At 41.2% G+C, this 20,697-nt stretch carries 17 protein-coding genes and 1 pseudogene; 6 read left to right on the forward strand and 12 right to left on the reverse strand.

Translation table 11 applies throughout. From position 1 onward, the window contains the following. Positions 1–365: 365 nt before the first annotated feature. The 4 genes from P4S61_RS05975 to P4S61_RS05990 form a co-directional block, all read right to left on the reverse strand. A complete protein-coding gene (locus P4S61_RS05975) occupies positions 366–707 on the reverse strand; it encodes a hypothetical protein (RefSeq protein WP_337117951.1) in 342 nt (113 codons plus the stop codon). Then, on the reverse strand, positions 689–1,120 hold the full coding sequence (locus P4S61_RS05980) for a hypothetical protein (protein ID WP_337117952.1): 432 nt from the start codon (positions 1,118–1,120) through the stop codon (positions 689–691). The genes P4S61_RS05975 and P4S61_RS05980 overlap by 19 nt, the downstream gene beginning before the upstream one ends. Before the next feature lie 166 nt (positions 1,121–1,286). Further along, positions 1,287–1,808, reverse strand: a complete 522-nt coding sequence (locus P4S61_RS05985) for a hypothetical protein (protein WP_337117953.1) — start codon at positions 1,806–1,808, stop codon at positions 1,287–1,289. A gap of 386 nt (positions 1,809–2,194) precedes the next feature. Then, complete coding sequence (locus P4S61_RS05990) at positions 2,195–3,379, reverse strand: NAD(P)/FAD-dependent oxidoreductase (protein ID WP_182758716.1); 1,185 nt, start codon at positions 3,377–3,379, stop codon at positions 2,195–2,197. Between the two features lie 324 nt (positions 3,380–3,703). On the opposite strand from P4S61_RS05990, the gene P4S61_RS05995 reads away from it, so the two are divergent. Next, the gene (locus P4S61_RS05995; protein ID WP_182758717.1) at positions 3,704–5,830 is read left to right on the forward strand and encodes a S8 family peptidase; all 2,127 of its coding nucleotides are present in this window, start codon (positions 3,704–3,706) and stop codon (positions 5,828–5,830) included. Between the two features lie 108 nt (positions 5,831–5,938). On the opposite strand, the gene P4S61_RS06000 is transcribed toward P4S61_RS05995, so the two are convergent. The 5 genes from P4S61_RS06000 to prlC all read right to left on the reverse strand — a co-directional run bounded on the left by P4S61_RS06000 (position 5,939) and on the right by prlC (position 12,737). Then, positions 5,939–6,412, reverse strand: coding sequence for a peroxiredoxin (locus P4S61_RS06000; RefSeq protein WP_145238704.1), 474 nt, complete (start codon positions 6,410–6,412; stop codon positions 5,939–5,941). A 105-nt stretch (positions 6,413–6,517) separates the two neighbouring features. Continuing rightward, a complete protein-coding gene (locus tag P4S61_RS06005; RefSeq protein WP_145238702.1) occupies positions 6,518–8,443 on the reverse strand; it encodes a methyl-accepting chemotaxis protein in 1,926 nt (641 codons plus the stop codon). A 121-nt stretch (positions 8,444–8,564) separates the two neighbouring features. Then, on the reverse strand, positions 8,565–9,320 hold the full coding sequence (locus P4S61_RS06010) for a class I SAM-dependent methyltransferase (RefSeq protein WP_145238699.1): 756 nt from the start codon (positions 9,318–9,320) through the stop codon (positions 8,565–8,567). A 57-nt stretch (positions 9,321–9,377) separates the two neighbouring features. Then, positions 9,378–10,559 carry a response regulator gene (locus P4S61_RS06015; RefSeq protein WP_182759952.1) on the reverse strand — a complete coding sequence of 394 codons (1,182 nt, stop codon included), beginning with the start codon at positions 10,557–10,559 and terminating at the stop codon, positions 9,378–9,380. 126 nt (positions 10,560–10,685) lie between these two features. Then, complete coding sequence (gene prlC, locus P4S61_RS06020; RefSeq protein WP_145238693.1) at positions 10,686–12,737, reverse strand: oligopeptidase A; 2,052 nt, start codon at positions 12,735–12,737, stop codon at positions 10,686–10,688. Positions 12,738–12,868: 131 nt separating this feature from the next. On the opposite strand from prlC, the gene gorA reads away from it, so the two are divergent. Continuing rightward, on the forward strand, positions 12,869–14,230 hold the full coding sequence (gene gorA / locus P4S61_RS06025) for a glutathione-disulfide reductase (RefSeq protein WP_182732055.1): 1,362 nt from the start codon (positions 12,869–12,871) through the stop codon (positions 14,228–14,230). Positions 14,231–14,348: 118 nt separating this feature from the next. Here the strand turns inward: gorA and P4S61_RS06030 are convergent, their stop codons facing one another. Next, the gene (locus tag P4S61_RS06030) at positions 14,349–15,260 is read right to left on the reverse strand and encodes a LysR family transcriptional regulator (RefSeq protein ID WP_182757942.1); all 912 of its coding nucleotides are present in this window, start codon (positions 15,258–15,260) and stop codon (positions 14,349–14,351) included. 106 nt (positions 15,261–15,366) lie between these two features. Between P4S61_RS06030 and P4S61_RS06035 the strand changes: the two genes are divergently transcribed. From P4S61_RS06035 to P4S61_RS06050, 4 genes and pseudogenes are all read left to right on the forward strand, one after another. Continuing rightward, positions 15,367–15,813, forward strand: coding sequence for a VOC family protein (locus tag P4S61_RS06035; RefSeq protein WP_145238636.1), 447 nt, complete (start codon positions 15,367–15,369; stop codon positions 15,811–15,813). Next, positions 15,800–16,393 (forward strand): glutathione S-transferase family protein, encoded by a 594-nt coding sequence (locus P4S61_RS06040; protein ID WP_337117954.1) that lies wholly within the window; start codon positions 15,800–15,802, stop codon positions 16,391–16,393. Before P4S61_RS06035 ends, P4S61_RS06040 begins: the two co-directional genes overlap by 14 nt. 274 nt (positions 16,394–16,667) lie before the next feature. Continuing rightward, positions 16,668–17,399, forward strand: a complete 732-nt coding sequence (locus P4S61_RS06045) for a glutaredoxin family protein (protein WP_337117955.1) — start codon at positions 16,668–16,670, stop codon at positions 17,397–17,399. Between the two features lie 115 nt (positions 17,400–17,514). Continuing rightward, positions 17,515–18,340: pseudogene (locus P4S61_RS06050) on the forward strand (mechanosensitive ion channel family protein). A gap of 93 nt (positions 18,341–18,433) precedes the next feature. Here the strand turns inward: P4S61_RS06050 and tldD are convergent. Together tldD and P4S61_RS06060 are read right to left on the reverse strand one after the other, a co-directional pair. After that, positions 18,434–19,873 carry a metalloprotease TldD gene (gene tldD, locus P4S61_RS06055; protein ID WP_149982653.1) on the reverse strand — a complete coding sequence of 480 codons (1,440 nt, stop codon included), beginning with the start codon at positions 19,871–19,873 and terminating at the stop codon, positions 18,434–18,436. After that, a complete protein-coding gene (locus P4S61_RS06060) occupies positions 19,870–20,679 on the reverse strand; it encodes a carbon-nitrogen hydrolase family protein (protein WP_337118887.1) in 810 nt (269 codons plus the stop codon). Before P4S61_RS06060 ends, tldD begins: the two co-directional genes overlap by 4 nt. Positions 20,680–20,697: the final 18 nt, after the last annotated feature.

Consider the following 20,697-nt stretch of genomic DNA (forward strand, 5'->3'; position numbering starts at 1 on the left):
ACGAATTGGCAGGTCTGGATCTATATTGAAATCAAACGAAAGGAACGCGTTTAAACGCAATGTTTACTTAAATGTGCTTAATATATAAAAGCGTATTTAAGTAACAAGTTTCTTATCGGATAAGACCTGCAAAGGATGTTGATGTAATTGTCATAATATTTTCTCCTTCACAGTTAATTGATGAATCCAACACTTAGGGTAAGTGCTGAACAATTGAACGAGCGCATGTTAATCAGTTTTTGAACATAAAGCAAACTAAAATTATGGCGTGTTTTATGTATTCCTATGTTTTATATCTGTGTAGTTATACGAGAGCTGTAAAACGAAGAGGTTCAGCAGTATAAACATAATAAAATAACTGCTCACTAATTAGCAGGAAACTTTGCGATTAAGTCAGGGACGATGGTGAGGTAAGGGTATACATTATTATTTGAGCTGAATTGGTTAACCTCATTTTTATCAAAAAACCGTAAGCCGGATAATTCCTCATCTGTTCGGTTATCAAACTCTATAGCTAACTGCTCCCTATTTATATTTAACTTAATGTTAAATATAATAAATATGCTCATTGTATTGGTCAGTACGATTGAATTTAAGTTGATTAGCTCAACAAACTCTTGAGTTATATTAGCTTCTTCAAACGCTTCTTTTAAAATATTATCTCTAATATCAATTGCGGTATGGACTGCTAATTCATCTTTCTGCAATCCCCCACCAATAAGATCAATAAACTTATCATCATTACTATTGGCTTTTTCTCCAAAAACAAAAAATCATCTTTTGTTGATATCAAAGCCCCTGTGTTTATATGATATGGAAAGTACTTGTCATCTAAGTCATGAGTTCGACTTAATTTCATCAACGAACGGACTGTTGAATATCGTACGGTACTTAGCCTTAATTGCATTGAGCCACTTTTCAACTCTGCAATATTTTCTAACCGATAATAAAGCCCATCCCATACTTCAACACCGCTGTTTTTAGACTCTTCAAGTACTTCATCCCATATATTATTAAGGTTGTTTTCATAAGGAGTTAAATTTAGCTCAGAGCTAGAAATTACGACTTCAAAATCTTCAATATCACTGCAATCATCTATTATAATTTTCGACTTATTCATAGTTCCAACTTTAAATTGATGAAATGACCATTGTTATGCTCCCATCTTAATTACTTATTATTAGAAGCAACATATTACACTCAGTCGGTGAAACCGGTTGTCAGTATTCTGGATACCCAAAAATTGCGCCTGTCCTTTTTTATTTCTAATGACTTCCGCACAGTAGTCACTTTTTATCTAACCATTTGTTCATTGCTTGATCGTAGGCGTCGGTTACTTTTGTTTTAGCACAAGTGGTGCCTACTAAATAACTATCTGGTAGGTCACTTTTTGGCATTACACCAGCTCCAATCGATACTTTTTTAAAGCAGTTATCTCCTAGGCGATAGATAGTTAATTGCATGCTTTGCTTTTCAACTTTTAATGAGTCTATGCTGGTTTGCTGGTGCTCCTTTGGCACTGTAATACGCAGTGGTTGTGCTAAAGCTTGTGACGTTGGAGGTGTTGATGGGAGTGTATTTTGCTGTTGCTTTAGTATGCTCTTTAAACCTAATTTAAGGTCTATTTTTTTATAGCTGTTAGAGTCTGCTTGTGCCTTGGGCGGCGTTACAGGCTTTATTGTTTTTTTAATTTTTACAATCGTGTTTGCAGCAGGAATAATTGGTTTTTCAAGCTTTTTCAACAGCGTGGCTTGCTCGTGCTGGTTGCTATTTTGTCCTATTGCTGGCAATGATTTAGGCGGCGTCATACTAACCATATATGCTTTAATTGGGGGAGTGTCTGTCACTATTAATTTGGGGGTTTTAACATTCATTAATATTGAAAAAATTATCCCGTGGAGCAGTAATGAAATAATAAGAGGCCAGCGCCACGTTGTCACAATATTTGTTCCCTAAACAATTAGTGTTCCCTATAACACTAATTTAATATGACCACATAGGCGCTACAAAGTTCCTAATATTAACAGCATGTTATTATTTTTCTTAGCATTGACCAAATATTTAAACTCTTGTTTTAAAATGGGTGTAATAAGAATTATGCAACTGCTCATTATCTATAACCTTAAATCAGCTAGAGAAATGAGCATGTTGTAGCATATCTCACTACAGGCAAACTTTATTGTCTCTGCACAAGCTAACAATACTGCCCTGCTGCGAAGCCGCAGCTCCAAGCATATTGGAAGTTATAGCCGCCTAGCCAACCGGTTACGTCGGTTACTTCACCAATAAAGTACAGCCCTTGGGCTTTTTTCGCTTCAAAGGTTTTTGAGCTGAGTTCGTCGGTGTCTATACCGCCTAGAGTTACTTCCGCTGTGCGGTAACCTTCGGTGCCGTTGGGTTTAATTTGCCAGTTATGAATGTAATTAGCTAGATCGTCAATTTGGCTATGGGTGAGCTGATTTACATTGCAATCTGGAATGGCTTTACTCTCATGCAGTATTTCAATAAAGCGTTTTGGCAAAATAGTCGCAAGGCTATTTTTTAATGATTTTTGTGCTTGGGTTTCTCGCCATGTTGCTAATTGCGCTGTTAAATCAAGCTCTGGTAACAGGTTTATAGTCACTGCTTGCCCTGCTCGCCAAAATGAGCTGATTTGTAATATAGCGGGGCCTGATAAACCACGGTGAGTAAATAGGATGTTTTCTTTAAAACTGGTGCCGTCTTCACTGCTGACGATACATGGCACGCTAATACCCGATAGCCCTTCAAAGCGGTCTTTATCATGTTGGTGCAAGGTAAATGGTACAAGTGCTGCCATGGTCGGTAATACTTTTAAGCCAAATTGCTCAGCAATTTTATACCCTATTGGTGTTGCGCCTAGTTTTGGCATGGTTAAGCCACCAGCGGCAACAACGAGTGACTCACAGCTGTATGACTGTTGTTCTGTGATCACGAGATAGCCAGTAGCGGTTTTTTCAACGCTAAGCACTTCGTTACGCAGCGCAACATTAACACCCGCCCACTCGCACTCTGTTAGCAAAATATCAACGATATCTTGTGCGCTATTGTCGCAAAATAACTGCCCAAGGGTTTTATGGTGATACGCCAAACCGTGTCTGTCCACCAGCTCAATAAAATCATGCTGGGTATAACGGCTCAAACACGATTTTACAAAGTGTGGATTACCACATAAATAATTCTCAGGGCTGGCGTTTTCATTGGTGAAGTTACAACGTCCGCCGCCGCTGATGAGAATTTTACGACCAGGCTTTTTGCCCATATCAAGCACTGTAACACTGCGGCCACGGTATCCTGCTTGTGCTGCACACATTAGACCTGCGGCTCCGGCACCGATCACTATTACATCTACTTGGGTCATTTGTTCATCTCATGAGGAAATTTTTGCAATTGTAGCAAATTTAAAAGTACAAACTGAGCGGTATTTCACTATTTTATTATTAACAACAAAGTCTGAAAAAATAAATGTTCACCTCGCTATTCCACAAATTAATTAATACTTTACAACCACTACAACGACATAATAAAAGTCATAAAATCGTATTTAGCCATATAAACATCCCGATATAACTAAAATAGAGACATTAATAATAAAACGTTATTTTAACTATTTTAACATATCATTTACTTTTGTTCCCCTTCACGACAATTCATCGTGAAGCTTAATAACAATCTAGGGATAATTATGACAACAAGAAAAACATTTAAAAAATGCGCTGTAGCGCTTACTGTAAGCGCAATATTTGCAGCGACATCAAGCATGGCAAATCCTAGCGAAGCAATAACACCATCTATTGCTGACATAACAACAAAACTACAAAGCCAAGCTCCTCTCGGTACACGTTTTATCATCAAATATAAAAATAACGCTGATGAAATGAGCACAATGTCGGCTGCTGAAACTAGCCCACAAATGATGAATAAAAAGGCCCAAGGCTTTGTTAAAAACTTTACCAGTAAAAAAGGAAAAGTTAAGGCGCAATATATCCGTGCAATGGCATTGGACAATCATCATGTTATGCGTGCAAATAAAAAACTAAGCGCTGACGAAGCCCAACAATATATGCAAGAAGTAATGGCTTCAGGCAATGTTGAATACATTGAAATCGACCAGATGTTAAAACCATTTGCAACGCCTAACGATCCTCGTTATGACGACCAATGGCATTACTATGAGCAAGCTGGCGGGTTAAACCTTCCAACTGCATGGGATACCGCAACAGGTAGCGGTGTAACAGTGGCAGTATTAGATACTGGTTATCGTCCACACATTGATCTTAATGCCAATATTTTACCTGGCTACGATATGATTTCGGATACATTTGTCGCAAATGACGGCGGCGCACGCGATAGTGATGCACGCGATCCAGGTGATGCAGTATCTGCCGGTGAGTGTGGTAATAATAACAGTGCACAAGGTTCAAGCTGGCACGGAACCCATGTTGCAGGTACTGTTGCAGCCGTTACGAATAATGGCGAAGGTGTTGCTGGTGTTGCTTATGATGCTAAAGTTGTTCCGGTACGCGTACTTGGTAAATGTGGTGGTTTAACATCTGATATTGCCGACGGCATTATTTGGGCTTCAGGCGGATCAGTTTCTGGCGTACCAGCTAATGCTAATCCTGCTGATGTCATCAACATGAGTTTGGGTGGCAGCGGCTCTTGTAGCTCAACAACACAAAACGCGATTAACCAAGCACGTAATAACGGCACTGTAATTGTCATTGCCGCAGGTAATGATAACGACAATGCTAACAACTATAACCCTGGTAACTGTAATGGCGTAGTAAATGTTGCATCGGTTGGTCGTAATGGTGGGCGAGCTTACTACTCAAACTATGGTACATCTATCGATGTTGCAGCACCTGGTGGCGCGCAAAGCTTTGCTAATGATTCAGAAGGTGTTTTATCTACACATAACTCAGGTTCATCAAGCCCTTCTAGTGACAGCTATCATTACTCACAAGGTACATCGATGGCAGCACCTCATGTTGCTGGTGTTGCTGCTCTTATTAAACAAGCAAAGCCAACTGCAACGCCTGATGAAATTGAAAGCATATTAAAATCAAGCACTCGCTCATTCCCTGCCACATGCAATAACTGTGGTACTGGTATTGTTGACGCTGCAGCCGCAGTTGCTGCTGCAAGCGGTGGTACTACACCACCCGTTGGCGGCAATGAGTTACTTGATGGCCAAGCTCAAACGGGCCTAAGTGGCGCTGCGAGTAGTGATACTTTTTATACAATGACTGTACCAAGTGGCGCAAGTAATGTGACTTTCACTATGAGTGGCGGAACGGGTGATGCAGATTTATATGTACGCTCAGGTAGTAAACCCACTACATCAACTTATGATTGTCGTCCGTATAAAGGGGGTAACAGCGAAGAGTGCTCTATAGACAGCCCAACTGCTGGTACATATCATGTGATGGTACGTGGTTACTCGGCTTACTCAGGCGTGAGTTTAGTTGGTAATTTAACAACCTCTGGTAACACAGGTAATCCACAAGCAGGTGGTGGAACTGTATCTGATATTTCAGCTAATGCAGGGCAATGGAAACATTATACCCTTGATGTTCCAGCAGGAATGGCAAGCTTTACCGTAACAACGTCTGGTGGCTCAGGTGATGCAGATTTATTTGTTAAGTTTGGCAGCCAACCAACAGGCTCTAGCTATGATTGCCGCCCATATAAAAACGGTAACGCAGAGACATGTACGTTTAGCAATCCTCAAGCAGGAACTTGGCACATGAGTGTGAATGCTTATAAAACCTTTGCCGGTTTAACGCTTGACGCACAATACCAGCCTTAATTAGCAATAAGGCATAGGGTTTGTATTAAACTCTATGCCTATAAGTGCTATTTGCCAGTTCCCTTGGTAACTTTGGCCGAATGAAAGTTCGGCTTTTTTAGCTCTTTTTTAAAGCTTTTCAAGTACCGCTTCTGCGCGACTTACTGCAAACTCTTTATCTTGTTCAACAAATAAACCTGTGACTTGCTGATCTTCAACAATCATTGCATAACGCGTTGAGCGTACACCACCAAATGCAGCAGTGTCTTTATCTAAACCAAGTGCTTTGGTAAAGCTAGCATCGCCATCGGCAAGCATCTCGATTGCTTGAGCATTATGTTGCTCACCCCATGCTTTCATTACAAACGCATCGTTTACTGATACACAGTAAATAGCGTCAACGCCTTTGGCTTTTATTTTATCTGCTAGAGTAATAAATTCAGGTAAATGTGCATTTGAACACGTAGGTGTAAACGCGCCTGGCACTGCAAATAACACCACTTTTTTACCTGCAAAAAGTGTTTCATTGGTAAGTGTTTGCATACCGTCGTCAGTAAGCTGTGTAAGACTAACGGCTGGTAATGTTTGACCTTGAGAAATCATGATATTTCCTTTTAAAGTGATGGGTTTTGAACAACACCAAAATAGCACAAAAGCGCAACCAACCCTAACATCGAGTTGCGAGTAATTGTGCCTTTGCAAGCAAAGTTACAATCCTAAACTACTGCGAATAGTATGCATTTGCTGCTGTAAACGCTGATGAATATCAGCCACTAATAAACTGGATTCACTCACCTGCCCTTTCATACTTTGCATTGACTGGCTGAAGTTCTCTAACAATGAGTTTTGCTGCTTTGCCAACTCCATGGCATCAAAAGCGACTTTATTAGCATCCTGTGCATTATGAGCTACCCCTTCGGAGTTTCGTTTCAGCTCTTGGGCATTATCGGTTTGCAATTGAGCATCATCAGCTAATGCTGATATTTGCGTTGACACCATAGTTGAGTTTTCACTCAATAGATTGAGCTGGTTATTAATATCACTCAGCGAACCTTGTGTTTGCCGAGCTAACTTGCGCACTTCATCTGCAACCACAGCAAAACCACGGCCATGTTCACCTGCGCGCGCTGATTCGATCGCAGCATTGAGTGCCAGCAAATTAGTTTGATCTGCAATATTGCGGATCACTTCAATAACTTTCCCTACATCTTGTACACCACTGAGCAACTCTTGCAAGCTATGTAAACCTTGCTCCACCCGCTGTTGTGTATTTGAGCTAGCACTGAGCATGTTTTGGGCAAACCCTAAACTTTGCTCCATTGCTGAAAACGTATGCTTGGCGTTATCTGCTACTTTGCCGTTTATATCGTTTACTTGCTCACCAATATGTTGAATATCAGCCAATAATTCTTGATTTTGTTCAACTTGATGATGACTGGCATCTGTTTGCTGACTTATCGTATGTAGATGCTCGCTCATTTCTTGCATAAAATCGTTAATCACCTTGAGCATTTGTGCACGCTCTTCAGCCTCTAACCGTTGACGCTCAATTAACTGGTTAAAGTAACTAGCTATTTCACCAACTTCTGTTTTTGAGTTACTACTTTCAATATTTTTTAATTCGTTACTTTCGATTAAAAATGCAAAGCCATCACGTAATTGACGAAGCGGGGTTAATACTTGATTTCGCTGTACAAAGTAAACACCAACAGCCAATACAACCAACATGCCAATGGCAATACAAAACACTACAAATACTCGCTGCTTTAACGTACCTTGCTGAATTTTAAGTTGCTGCTCAGCATTTATCACCGTGTCAGAAAGTGTACTGATCTGTTTGCGCAGAGCCTGTATGCCTGTTTGACGCTGCTGAGCTTGTGCAATGGTGTTCTCTAAATCACGTGGGTAGCGGTTCGGCCAGCTTCTTAGCTCAGCCTTAATTTCACCTGCTAAATCTTCGGCTTCTTCATCTATAAACAAACTATCTTCATCAACTTCACTCATAACGCCCAAGTTTTCAAGCTCGTCAATCTGCTTTGCTAAACGGTTTAAGTTAGCAATACTTTGTTGTAAGTTGGTTTGTGTGTCTTGATCAAAACTAAGCATTAGCTGATAAGTAAACAACGACAAATTTGTCACTTCGCGGTAGTAATCACTGCCAAGCTGATAATAAGCCTGAGCGTTAGTATTTTGTTGCCCTGCTTTGTTAGCATAACCAATTAAAGAAGAAGCTGAGCCCGCCATTTGCCTAAGTGCATTATCAAGTAATGCTGTTTCATTACCTGACAGTTTACCTAAAGCACGATACTTACCTTTTATATCAGTATCGAGTTGGCTTAATTGCAGATCTAACTGTTGTTTTAAATCAATTGGTAAAATAGCAAGTTGGGTGTCTTTTACTTGGCTAATTAAATCCGACGCTTTCCCTAAATACTGACTATCGCCCTGTGCTAAGTAATCTTCTAGTAAGCCTTTTAAATCAACGAGTATTTTATTTTTTAATTGATTATAAGATTGGTCTTGTTGTTCGAGTTTAACTAAGGTTTGACTTGCCCAGTACAAGGTTCCGCCTAACAGCAGGCTAGCCAATGCCAGCAAAATAGCCAGCAACCGAGTGAATGATGACACGCGCATGAAATTAAATTCCTTTGGGTAACTGCGCGTACACTATTAACTATTTATGACAGTTTAATGAAAATCGATATGAAACTCTTATAACTTTATGGGAACAAAAATAAAAAATACGAATAAAGCCTCACACCATGGCGGCTTTGACATACACATCAAAGCGATTCTTTTTGGTTTTAATCTGCATGCTAGGCGTCTGATTATTTAAAAATGGTGCGTAATCAGGCCGCTTAACAACCACTCGCTTACTAGCCAGTGGGTAGGCAAATGCGAGTAAGTCATCAGCATCATTATCTGCGCCAACCAAGTCTTGAAACACCCGCATTTCTTTTTTAACCAGTGCTGACTTTTCACGGTGTGGAAACATTGGATCCAAATAAACTACATCTGGCATACTTTCGCATTGCGCGAGTAAGGTATGACTTGAGCCAAACACTAGGCTCATGTTTTGCTTCATCCACGGACCAATTTCATTATCGCTATAAGCACGTTGCAAACCATCATAAAGTAATGCTGCAACAACCGGATGGCGCTCATGTAAAATCACTTTACAACCCAGTGATGCTAACACAAAACCATCACGGCCAAGCCCTGCGGTCGCATCTAGAACAACGGGGGTCGCTCCTTTATTTAAACCCACCGCTTTAGCAATTGATTGCCCTTTACCGCCACCGAATTTACGCCGATGAGCAACAGCCCCAGTTACAAAGTCAACGCTAATAGCGCCAAGTTTTGGTTCATCGGTTTTTCGTAAGCTTAAGCCTTGATCATCATAATGAAGTGAAAAGCCTTCGCTTTGTGCCGCCCACTCAGCGAGCCCAAAACGCAGCTCAATTTCATTAAGATAAGGACGTACTTCTTTAAAAGGACACTGTATAACCAAAATAAACTCCGACCGTAAATAGCTTGCGAAGTATATCAATTGCTTAACGCTATAGCACTAAAATAGCTCAATATCAGTTTGCGAAGTAACGTCTTGAGAGTGCTCTGACGCGGCTGTGTTGCTCAAGCTTTCTATCAATTCGCTGCGCGATTCAATAATGTGATTGAGCTGATGCTTAATAAAAGCCAAGTCATCATTCAAGATAGTTAACTGTAATTGTGTTTGCTCTAATTGCTCAACCTGCAATGCCAACGCTTGGTTCGCAGCAAAAGCGGGATCTTGCTGCATAAGTGCACGTAATTCAGATAACTGAGTTGTCAATTTAGCTACGGCTTCTTCACGCGCCTCGCTACTGACAAATAATTGCGAAGAAAGCTCATTGAAAGCATTACCAACCGCATGCGCTTGGGCTAGCGCCATTTCCTTTACTTCCATATCTTGAATTTTGGCATTGGTCACCTCCAAAATATGCGGGAATAAATCTTTATAGCGACCATACAGCACAACATCATCTAAAGGCATATTTTTAATTAAAATAGACACTTTAGGATAATTAACAATAGTACGACTACTAAAATCAACAAAGCGATTAGAGTAACGGTGCTTTTCTAATAACTCTTGCTCTAACGGACAAACACCACCGTCATCAGTACACACAACTCCTACATCTTGATACCAAAATGCCACAACCACATCGAGATTCAGCGGTCGGAAGAATTCAAAAAAATAGGCCGATAATGATTGCACATCATGGGCGTGATAGGTTTGCCCAACATAACGCATTATGCGCCCCATATCGCCGGAGTCAGTCATGGCGATTTCAGCAGTGCTCTGCGCGCGCGCAACATCATTTTTTAACTTAATAGAATGCTGACGATATTGATACAACACCCGAATACGCGCCATTAATTCTTCTGCATTAAAGGGCTTTACAATGTAATCGGCAGCACCGGCATTATAACCTTTAACACGTTCTGGTAATTCGCTTTTACCCGACAAAAACATCACTGGGGTATCTTTGGTTTGCTCATTACTTTTCAGCTCACGACACACTTCGTAGCCCGTTTTACCCGGCATTTCAACATCCAATAAAATAATGTCAGGGCTATATTTATAAGCTTGCCTTAAACCTTCTTCGCCATTTTTAGCATGAATTAACTGACAAAACCCCGCTAATGATTCCTCTATTACACGATGAACATATTTATCATCATCAATCGCCAGTACCAGTTTTGTCATGCCCAATTCCTTTTTATTAATTACTTAAAAAAGCATAGTACGGAGCCCTGATTTTGCGACAATTTATTACTCTAAATAGTAAAAAAGCGCCAAACGGCGCTTTTCAAGATTAAATATACGTAGTGCTTAAGCTGCAATACCACTGTGGCGCAATAGTGCATCGACACTTGGCTCACGACCACGGAAGTTTTTAAACAACTCCATTGGCTCTTCACTGCCGCCTTTTTCTAAAATATGCTGCATAAAGGCTTGCCCAGTTTCTGGGTTAAAAATACCTTCTTCTTCAAATTTGGAAAACGCATCAGCTGAGAGCACTTCGGCCCATTTATACGAATAATAACCTGCGCTATAACCACCAGCAAAGATATGGCTAAAACCATGTTGAAAACGGTTAAACTCTGGTGCTTTAACAACTGATGTATGGCTACGTACTTCATCTAAACGCGCTTGAATTTGGCATTCTTCACCCGCTTGATAATCGTTGTGAATTCTAAAATCAAATAACGAGAACTCGATTTGACGCAGCATTTGCATGCCTGAGTTATAGTTTTTAGCTGCTAGTAGTTTATCCAATAACTCTTTAGGCAATGACTCGCCCGTTTCATAGTGACCTGAAATAAAGTTAAGTGCTTCTTCTTCATAACACCAGTTTTCTAAAAACTGACTTGGCAGCTCAACGGCATCCCATGCAACACCATTAATACCAGCAACTGGCGCGGCATCAACTTGGGTTAGCATATGGTGAATACCATGGCCAAACTCATGGAATAAAGTGGTGACTTCATTATGAGTAAACAGTGCAGGCTTATCGCCTACCGCTTTATTAAAGTTACACACTAAATACGCTACAGGCGTTTGTAACTCGCCATTGGCGCGTACTTTGCGACCCATGCAGTCATCCATCCACGCACCACCGCGTTTGTGATCACGCGCGTATAAATCAAGATAAAAACGGCCACGCAGAGTATTGCTACTGTCGTAAATTTCAAAAAAGCGTACATCTTTATGGTAACTATCAATGTCTTTTAACTCTTTAACACTAATACCAAATAAACGATTTACTGTTTCAAACAAGCCGCTTAGTACTTTATCTGCGGGGAAATACGGGCGCAGTACTTCGTCTGATATTGCGTATTTCTCTTGCTTAAGCTTTTCACCGTAATAACCATAATCCCACGCAGCGAGTTGCTCAATGCCATGTTTTTCTTTAGCGTAAGCTTGCAGCTCAGCGAGCTCTTGCTCAGCTTGTGGTTTAGATTTAGCGGCTAAGTCTTCTAAAAATGAGAATACTTGCTCTGGCGTTTCAGCCATTTTAGTGGCTAATGATTTTTCAGCATAACTGGCAAAACCTAATAGTTGCGCAATTTCATGACGCAGCGCGAGTTCTTCACTCATGATCTCAGAGTTATCAAACTGACCAGCGTGTGGGCCTTGATCTGATGCGCGTGTTGCAAATGCCGTATACGTCTCTTCGCGTAATTCACGGTTATCAGCATAAGTCATGATCGGTAAGTAAGACGGGAAATCAAGGGTAAATACCCAGCCGTCCAATTCTTTGCTTGCTGCTGTATCTGCCGCTAACGCTAACGCCGACTCAGGTAAACCTGCGAGTTCGCTTTCATCAGTAATGTGCTTTTGCCAAGCCAATGTGGCATCCATCACGTTATTGCCAAATTTAGCCGCAAGTTCTGATAAACGTGCGCTGATCTCGCCGTAGCGCTTTTGCTGCTCAGGCGCCAAGGCGATACCCGATAATTCAAAGCTACGCAATGCATTAGTAATAGTTTTTTGTTCTGCCGTACTTAACGTTTTAAACTCATCACTGTTGTGTAGTGCGTTGTAGGCTTCATACAACCCTTGGTGTTGACCAACAAAGGTTGAATACTCTGAGATAAGTGGTAAACATTGTTCGTACGCTTCACGTAATTCATCGCTATTAACTACGGAGTTCATATGCGATACCGGAGAAAACATTCGCGATAATTTATCGTCAACTTCTTCAAGAGGTAACACTAAGTCCTGCCAAGTGAATGATTTATTAGCCAGCACTTCGTCTATTTTAGCGCGGCATTCGCTAATACCCGCTTTTAGCGCCGGCACAACATGCTCTGGCTTAATTTTTGAAAACGGTGGTAAGCCTTCAAGGCCTATTAGTGGGTTATTTTGTAAATCGCTCATGTTAGCTCTCAAATCGTTTCGAATATGATTTTTAAGTTGGGGCGTACGTCTCGAAATACAAGGGGCTTTTAACGGGTCTGCCATGTGTTATTATCAGAGAAATACGTTTTATATAAACTTGAGGACTAAAGATGGCTCAGCATTTTGATTACATTGCGATTGGCGGCGGCAGCGGCGGGATAGCGTCAGCTAACCGTGCAGCAATGCGTGGCGCGAAAGTGGCACTAATTGAAGCAAAACATATGGGTGGAACCTGTGTAAATGTAGGTTGTGTACCAAAAAAAGTAATGTGGCATGGCGCTCAAGTTGCTGAAGCAATTAACTTATACGCCCCTGATTACGGCTTTAATGTTGAAGTAAAAGAATTCAACTGGAGTAAACTAGTAGAAAGCCGTGAAGCCTATATTGGCCGCATTCATAAGGGTTACGATAATGGCCTTGCTAAAAACGGCGTAACAGTTATTAAAGGCTTCGCTAAATTTATTGACAGTAAAACAGTCGAAGTAGACGGCGAGCACTACACCGCCGATCATATTTTAGTGGCCGTAGGCGGTCGCCCTAGCATTCCAAATATACCAGGTGCTGAACACGGCATCGATTCAAATGGCTTTTTTGAGCTGAATGAACAACCAAAACGCGTTGCCGTTGTTGGTGCCGGTTATATCGCGGTAGAGATTGCCGGTGTACTACATAGCCTAGGTACAGAAACCCATTTATTTGTTCGTAAAAATAAACCACTGCGCACCTTTGACCCATACATCATCGACACCCTTGTTGATATTATGGCCAAAGAAGGCCCGACGCTGCATACAGAATGCTCACCAAAAGAAGTAGTTAAAGAAAGCGATGGCAGCTTAACTATCCACTTTGAAAATGGCTACAGTCAAAATGTTGATCAAGTCATTTGGGCCATTGGCCGTACACCGACGACTGATAAGATTAACCTAGTCGCAGCGGGTGTTGAAGTAAACGAAGGCGGTTACGTTAAGGTAGACGAGTACCAAAATACCACGGCTAAAAATGTTTATGCTGTGGGTGATATCATCGAAGGCGGTATAGAGCTTACCCCTGTTGCAGTAAAAGCAGGCCGTACTTTATCAGAGCGTTTGTTCAATAAAGACCTGCCAGATGATTTAAAAATGGATTACAGCTTAGTTCCTACAGTGGTATTTAGCCACCCGCCAATTGGTACCATTGGTTTAACTGAGCAAGAAGCAATTTCGCAGTACGGCAACGAGAACGTAAAAGTGTATAAATCAAGCTTTGCTGCTATGTACACTGCGGTTACTCAGCACCGCCAAGCATGTAACATGATGCTAGTTTGCGCAGGCCCTGACGAGAAAGTTGTAGGCTTACACGGCTTAGGTTTTGCGGTTGATGAAATGATCCAAGGCTTTGCAGTAGCTATGAAAATGGGCGCAACCAAAGCAGATTTTGATGCCGTTGTTGCGCTGCACCCAACTGGCTCAGAAGAGTTTGTTACTATGCGCTAGCTAAAGGCTAAAGGCTAAAGGCTAAAGGCTAAAGGCTAAAGGCTAAAAAGATAAAACCTTGCAGTTAACGCTGCAAGGTTTTTTCGTTTTGGCTGGTGACTTTACTTACTATCAATACCTACAAAGCTAATTCATCAATTTTGCTTTTTAATCTTGGTGATGCGAAATCTAAAAAGCTTTTCATTTTTTGTGGCATATATTTTCGAGATTTATGCAGTAAATGCACAGGAACTTTCGCGGGTTCAAATTCAGCTAATATGACCTCAAGCGCGCCTTGCTCAAGTGCATCTTTAACTTGGTAATGTAGCTGCTGGGTTACCCCTACTGAATTTATAGCAGCAGTAACAGCTGATTTACTATCCGTAATCGTTAATCGCGATGATATATTTACATTAAAAGCAATTGTAGAATCCGGAACAAGGTAACTCCAAGGTGGGGTTGTCATCGCCGTATTTAGTGATATACACGGGTAGTGAGTTAAATCAGCCGGTGTTTTTAACGTTTTATGGGCAGCTAAAATCGATGGGCTTGCACAGGTTACCACCCGAATTTCTCCTACTTGAGTGGCTATCATTGAGCTATTTGGTAGCGCACCAATTCTAACAGCCATATCAACATCATTATCAAACAGATTAATATTTCCATCCGACAAAATTAACTGCACATTTATGCTGGAATATAAGGACAAAAACTCAGTAACAATTGGCAATACATATAATCTTCCAAACATCACTGGTGCGGTGATGACCAACTCCCCTTTAGGCTCTGAATATTCACCTTTTACCCCTTGTTCGGCCTCTTCAACTTGCTCGATAATTGCTTTACAAGCACGAATATAATTTGCCCCAAAGTCCGTTAACGATAACTTTCTCGTTGTTCTATGTAATAGACGCACACCGAGCTGGTTCTCAAGTTCCGATATTTTTCGGCTCAGGGTTGGCAAAGGAACATTTAGCTCTTTACTTGCCGCAGAAAAACTACCAACTTCCACAACCTTAATTAACATAGACATTGCTTGTAACTTGTCCATTGATTATCTCATTTATTGAAAATATCCTTATCAAATTTACCGTATTATCTTTTAAATAACAAAATGTCATAGTGTCGCTATCAAATAAAGATAGGAAACATACTCTATGAACACTTTATCTCCTGTAAACCCTCAAGCAGCTCTTGCCTATGATCATGTTGGTATTCGAGTCAGCAATAGACAAAAATCAGTCCACTTTTATGAACGCCTTGGATTCAAAGAAACCTATCGCATTGCAGAAGGCGAAGCGAATGAGATGATTACAGCGGGCGGTGTTCGCATTAATCTTATTTTTAATGGTGCAAAAATAACAGGGCAAAAGAACACACTCCTTGATGAGCCGATAAAAAAACCAGGGATCACGCATCCTGCATTCATTATTAATAACATTAATGAATTTCAAGTTTGGTTATCTAAAGAAGGGCTCACAATCACTGAGGGACCAAAAAAACTCGGCCCGAGAAGAATCGCTTTATTTATCCGTGATCCTGATGGGAACGTTCTTGAGTTCAATCAATTATTATCAGAGGAGACAAAAAATGAAATTATATGATTTAGAGTTATCAGGCAACTGTTACAAAGTAAGGTTATTTGCCTCACTGATCCATACACCATTAAATATTATTCCTGTTAACTTTATGCAAGGCGAGCATAAGCAAAGTAAATTAATTAAATTAAACCCTTGGGGAGAAATCCCAATACTTGAAGATGGCAATATAGTGTTAAGAGATGGGCAAGCGATATTAGTTTATCTTGCCAATAAATATGGCGGTGAAGCATGGTGGCCTAGTGAAGCGCATTTACAAGCAGACGTTATGCAATGGTTGTCTGTCGCGGCTAATGAAATACAACATGGACCGAATAAAGCTCGGTTAATTAAAAAGTTTGCGGCCGAGTATGATCATATTCAATGTGTGCTGCAATCAAATAAAATACTTACATTAATCGATTCTCACCTTATGAATAACCATTGGTTAGCAGCGAATCGCCCGACTATCGCCGAGTGTGCAATTTATCCTTATATATCCATCGCCCATGAAGGAGATGTTGAGGTAGATAAATACCCGCATATTAAAGCGTGGATGAAGAGAATTGAGCAGCTACCTGGTTATATCCCTATGCCTGGTAACTAACATTGCCGCGTTTTATGCAGGCCTAAACAGTCGCTACATTAAGGTCGCCACGAAACCTTGCAGCTCTGTTGCAAGGTTTTTACACCCATGATTATTTAGCATGGCATGATCCAGTTATGGATGTTGTTTTAAGCATGACCAAGTAATTATTATTAGCTGGCACAAACCTTGTATTCACTTAATAACACTGAATAACAAGCACATTTTGTTTATGTTTACTGCGTAATTCGGTAATGATTACGTAGTCGGCTTTACATTTTTACAAGGAGGCACTGTGTCTAAGTCAGCAATTTTATATCGCATGGTAACCGATGAGCATATTTGCCCGTTCGGGTTAAAATCAAAAGATTTGTTAGCGCGTAATGGCTACGATGTTGATGATCGCCACCTTACTAGCCGCAAACAAACCGATGACTTCAAACAACAGCATGATGTAAAAACCACCCCACAAACCTTTATTGATGATAAACGTATAGGTGAGTACGATGATTTGCGCGATTTTTTCAATCTGACCAAAGCGGGTCAACAAGGCACAACTTACACGCCAGTGTTAGCTATTTTTGCAGTCACACTATTACTCAGCTGCGGGTTTAGCTATGCCAATGGCGACGCTTTATTGTCTATGCAAAACTTAATGCTGTTTATTGCACTGTCGATGGCGGTGTTAGCAATTCAAAAGCTACAAGATTTATATAGCTTTTCAAACTCATTTATTACCTATGACTTACTTGCCATGCGCGTTGTGCCTTATGCTTATGTTTATCCTTTTATTGAAGCCTATGTTGCCATCGGGATGGTGGCCAAACTTCCGGCCTTAGCGGTGGCGCCGTTCTCGTTATTTATTGGTGGTATTGGTGCGGTATCAGTATTTAAAGCTGTATATATAGATAAACGTGAACTCAAGTGCGCGTGCGTCGGTGGCAACAGCAATGTACCGCTAGGTTTTATCTCATTAACCGAGAATCTATTTATGATAACAGCGGGTCTTTGGATGCTAGTTAGTTGATAAAACATATAACGGTTTTGCCCCTTTATTACTGTTCTACCGTGGTTAAATCTGCAAAATTTAGTTAGTATGGTCGCGTGTTATTTTTTATTAACGCTCCATCAATTAGGAATTTATGAACAAAGATTTACTGCTCCATCCGGTACTTATTTCACTAGCAATGATCACTATTGCGTTTTCTCTTAAGGCGCTGGTTGACAGATTTGCGCGCCATAAAGCAGAAAAAAGAAAAAGATATTCGCTATATTTCGCACAATATTAAGCACTCTATTAACCTAGCAACGGTGCTATTACTGCTATTTGTATGGTCTACTGAAATCCAGAACTTTGCGCTGTCGATCGCGGCATTTGCAGTGGCTATTGTATTTGCGACCAGAGAGTTTATTCAATGTATAATTGGCTTTTTCTATTTAGTCACTACCCGTCCGTTTCGGGTTGGCGACTGGGTGCAGGTTGGTGAATATTATGGTGAAATAGCAGAAACTGATTGGATCAAAACCACCATGCATGAAATTGACATGCACACCTATCAGTTTTCTCGCAAAACTATTTATATTCCGAATAATAAACTGATCACTAACCCGATTAAAAACTTAAACTTTGTAAAACGTTTTACCACTCATCACTTTAGTATTGTCCGTAAAGAAAGTTTTAATCCGTATCCAATTTACGAAACTCTAACCACGAAAGCGAAGCAATATTGTGAAGAGTTTCAAGATGTGGCTGGTCGTTATAATTCGATTATCGAAAGAAAATTAGATGCAAAAATTTCTGGCCCTGAGCCTGAAATACACTTTAGTACCACAGAGTTGGGCGAGTTTAAAGCCAGCTTTACGCTATTTTGCCCAACTGACAAGGCGCTAGAAATAGAGCATAAGCTAACCGCTTTTTTTATGGAGCTTTGGTATAACGAAGCTGCAAAAAGTGAGTTAAAAAACTAAGTTTAAGCACTTAGTTATCAATCAATAAAGAAAAAGCTTAGCTCCATCAGGGGCTAAGCTTTTTTCTTTACAGCTCAATAGCAGTTACAAAAATTAAGCGGTGCCACCCACTGTTAAGTTATCTATTTTCAAGCTTGGCTGGCCAACGCCAACAGGGACGCTTTGACCGTCTTTACCGCACACACCCACACCTTTATCCAGCGCAAGATCGTTACCAACCATAGATATTTGCTGCATAACTTCAGGGCCGTTACCAATTAATGTGGCGCCTTTGATTGGCCGAGTAATTTTGCCGTTTTCAATTAAGTAGGCTTCTGAGGCACTAAATACAAACTTGCCTGAAGTGATATCTACTTGGCCGCCACCAAAGTTTGGGGCGAAGATACCTTTTTTAACTGTACTAATAATATCGGCTTGGCTGTGCTCGCCGCCTAACATATAAGTATTGGTCATACGTGGCATAGGTAAATGCGCGTATGACTCACGGCGCGCATTACCAGTTGGGTTAACGCCCATCAAACGCGCATTCATTTTATCTTGCATGTAGCCTTTTAAAATACCGTTTTCGATAAGTACGTTGTACGCTGCAGGCGTACCTTCGTCATCCACATTAAGTGAACCACGGCGATCGGCAATGGTGCCGTCATCAACTACAGTACACAGCTCTGATGCGACTTTTTGGCCCACTTTACCGCTAAATGCCGAGGCTCCTTTACGGTTAAAGTCGCCTTCTAGGCCATGACCTACGGCTTCATGCAGTAAGACTCCTGGCCAACCTGCGCCAAGTACCACTTCCATCGTGCCCGCTGGAGCGTCAATAGCTTCAAGGTTTACTTTTGCTTGGCGTACGGCTTCTTCTGCGTATTCCATCCAACGGGGTTTACCATCCACCAGTTCTTTAAAGTAACCATAATCTAAACGTGCGCCACCACCTGCGCCACCGCGTTCACGGCGGCCGTCTTTTTCAAGTAATACCGAGCAATTTAAACGGATCAATGGGCGGATATCGGTGGCAAATGTACCATCGCTGGCCGCAATCAATACTTCTTCATACACCGCAGACATAGAACTAATAACTTGCTCTGCGTCAGGAGCAAGCTCACGAATATAATTTTCAAGCTCACGTAATAAATTTACTTTGTCGGTATCACTCATGCTTTGAATCGGTTGCAGTGGTGCAAACTGCTGTTTTGCTGCTACATCACTAAATACCTGAATGGCTTTACTTTCACCTGCTTCGGCAATACTGCGCGCAGCGGTTGCGGCTTTGTTAAGTGCTTCTAAATTAATTGCATCAGAGTACGAAAAACCGGTTTTTTCGCCACTAACTGCGCGTACGCCGACGCCGCGTTCAACGTTGTACGATCCTTCTTTTACTAAGCCATCTTCAAGCACCCATGATTCATGGTGGCTAGATTGAAAGTAAAGATCCGCGTAATCAACTTTATGCTGATGAATAAAACCAAGCGTTTTTTCGAGTTCTTCTCGATTTAGCTGGCTGTCGTGTAATAAATGCTGTTCAACCGTGTTCATAATAAATGCTCTCTAAATCGTTGGTGAGATTGCACTGGCATATCTCGACGAATGGCGTGTAAGCGGTTTAGATCTGGCTGACAACCAATAAACCCAATGCCATTTGCAAGCTCGCTGAGGACGTCGCCCCAAGGAGAAATAATAATACTGTGGCCGTATGTCGCGCGACCATTTTCGTGTTGCCCTACTTGCGCAGCAGCAATCACATAACTTTGCGTCTCTATCGCTCTGGCCGTTAATAACGGTTGCCAATGAGCTGCACCTGTTATGGTAGTAAATGCGCTAGGCACTAAAATAACCTCTGCCCCGGCTCGTTGCAAAGCACTAAATAAGCCACTAAAGCGTAGATCATAACATACTGTAAGACCTATTTTACCAAACGGTGAATCGACCACCACAATGTCACTGCCCGCTTCGGTGAAGTTAGACTCGCGATACGCACCAGTCCCATCAGCAACATCAACGTCAAATAAATGCATTTTATTGTACTGGGCCAGCACTTCACCTTGCTCATTAAACAGCAAAGACGCTGCAAAGTATTTGTCATGCTCTGTGGCAATAGGCACAGTACCTGCTGCTAGCCAAATATCATGTTGGCGACATAACTCACTTAATTGTTGTTGATAAACATCACTTTGCTTTGCTACAACAAGTGTTTGATGGCCGCTATTAGCAAACACCAAGAAGCTTTCAGGTAAACACACCAGTAACGGGCGAGTTGCAGGAAGCGTAGTTAACTGTTGTCTAAGTTGATTCATGTTGTCATCAGCACACAGCCTGGAGCACATTTGTAGAGCGACTATCATAGCTTGCATCGTTTAAGG

This window comes from Pseudoalteromonas sp. B160, assembly GCF_037162485.1.
GTDB lineage: Bacteria > Pseudomonadota > Gammaproteobacteria > Enterobacterales > Alteromonadaceae > Pseudoalteromonas > Pseudoalteromonas rhizosphaerae.

What these genes read in the sequence shown, in the direction of transcription:
- P4S61_RS05980 (WP_337117952.1), bottom strand. Translation starts at nt 1,120, where the DNA reads ATGAATAAGTCGAAAATTATAATAGATGATTGCAGTGATATTGAAGAT.
- P4S61_RS05985 (WP_337117953.1), bottom strand. Translation starts at nt 1,808, where the DNA reads ATGACGCCGCCTAAATCATTGCCAGCAATAGGACAAAATAGCAACCAG.
- P4S61_RS05990 (WP_182758716.1), bottom strand. Translation starts at nt 3,379, where the DNA reads ATGACCCAAGTAGATGTAATAGTGATCGGTGCCGGAGCCGCAGGTCTA.
- P4S61_RS05995 (WP_182758717.1), top strand. Translation starts at nt 3,704, where the DNA reads ATGACAACAAGAAAAACATTTAAAAAATGCGCTGTAGCGCTTACTGTA.
- P4S61_RS06000 (WP_145238704.1), bottom strand. Translation starts at nt 6,412, where the DNA reads ATGATTTCTCAAGGTCAAACATTACCAGCCGTTAGTCTTACACAGCTT.
- P4S61_RS06005 (WP_145238702.1), bottom strand. Translation starts at nt 8,443, where the DNA reads ATGCGCGTGTCATCATTCACTCGGTTGCTGGCTATTTTGCTGGCATTG.
- P4S61_RS06015 (WP_182759952.1), bottom strand. Translation starts at nt 10,559, where the DNA reads ATGACAAAACTGGTACTGGCGATTGATGATGATAAATATGTTCATCGT.
- prlC (WP_145238693.1), bottom strand. Translation starts at nt 12,737, where the DNA reads ATGAGCGATTTACAAAATAACCCACTAATAGGCCTTGAAGGCTTACCA.
- gorA (WP_182732055.1), top strand. Translation starts at nt 12,869, where the DNA reads ATGGCTCAGCATTTTGATTACATTGCGATTGGCGGCGGCAGCGGCGGG.
- P4S61_RS06030 (WP_182757942.1), bottom strand. Translation starts at nt 15,260, where the DNA reads ATGGACAAGTTACAAGCAATGTCTATGTTAATTAAGGTTGTGGAAGTT.
- P4S61_RS06035 (WP_145238636.1), top strand. Translation starts at nt 15,367, where the DNA reads ATGAACACTTTATCTCCTGTAAACCCTCAAGCAGCTCTTGCCTATGAT.
- P4S61_RS06040 (WP_337117954.1), top strand. Translation starts at nt 15,800, where the DNA reads ATGAAATTATATGATTTAGAGTTATCAGGCAACTGTTACAAAGTAAGG.
- tldD (WP_149982653.1), bottom strand. Translation starts at nt 19,873, where the DNA reads ATGAACACGGTTGAACAGCATTTATTACACGACAGCCAGCTAAATCGA.
- P4S61_RS06060 (WP_337118887.1), bottom strand. Translation starts at nt 20,679, where the DNA reads ATGATAGTCGCTCTACAAATGTGCTCCAGGCTGTGTGCTGATGACAAC.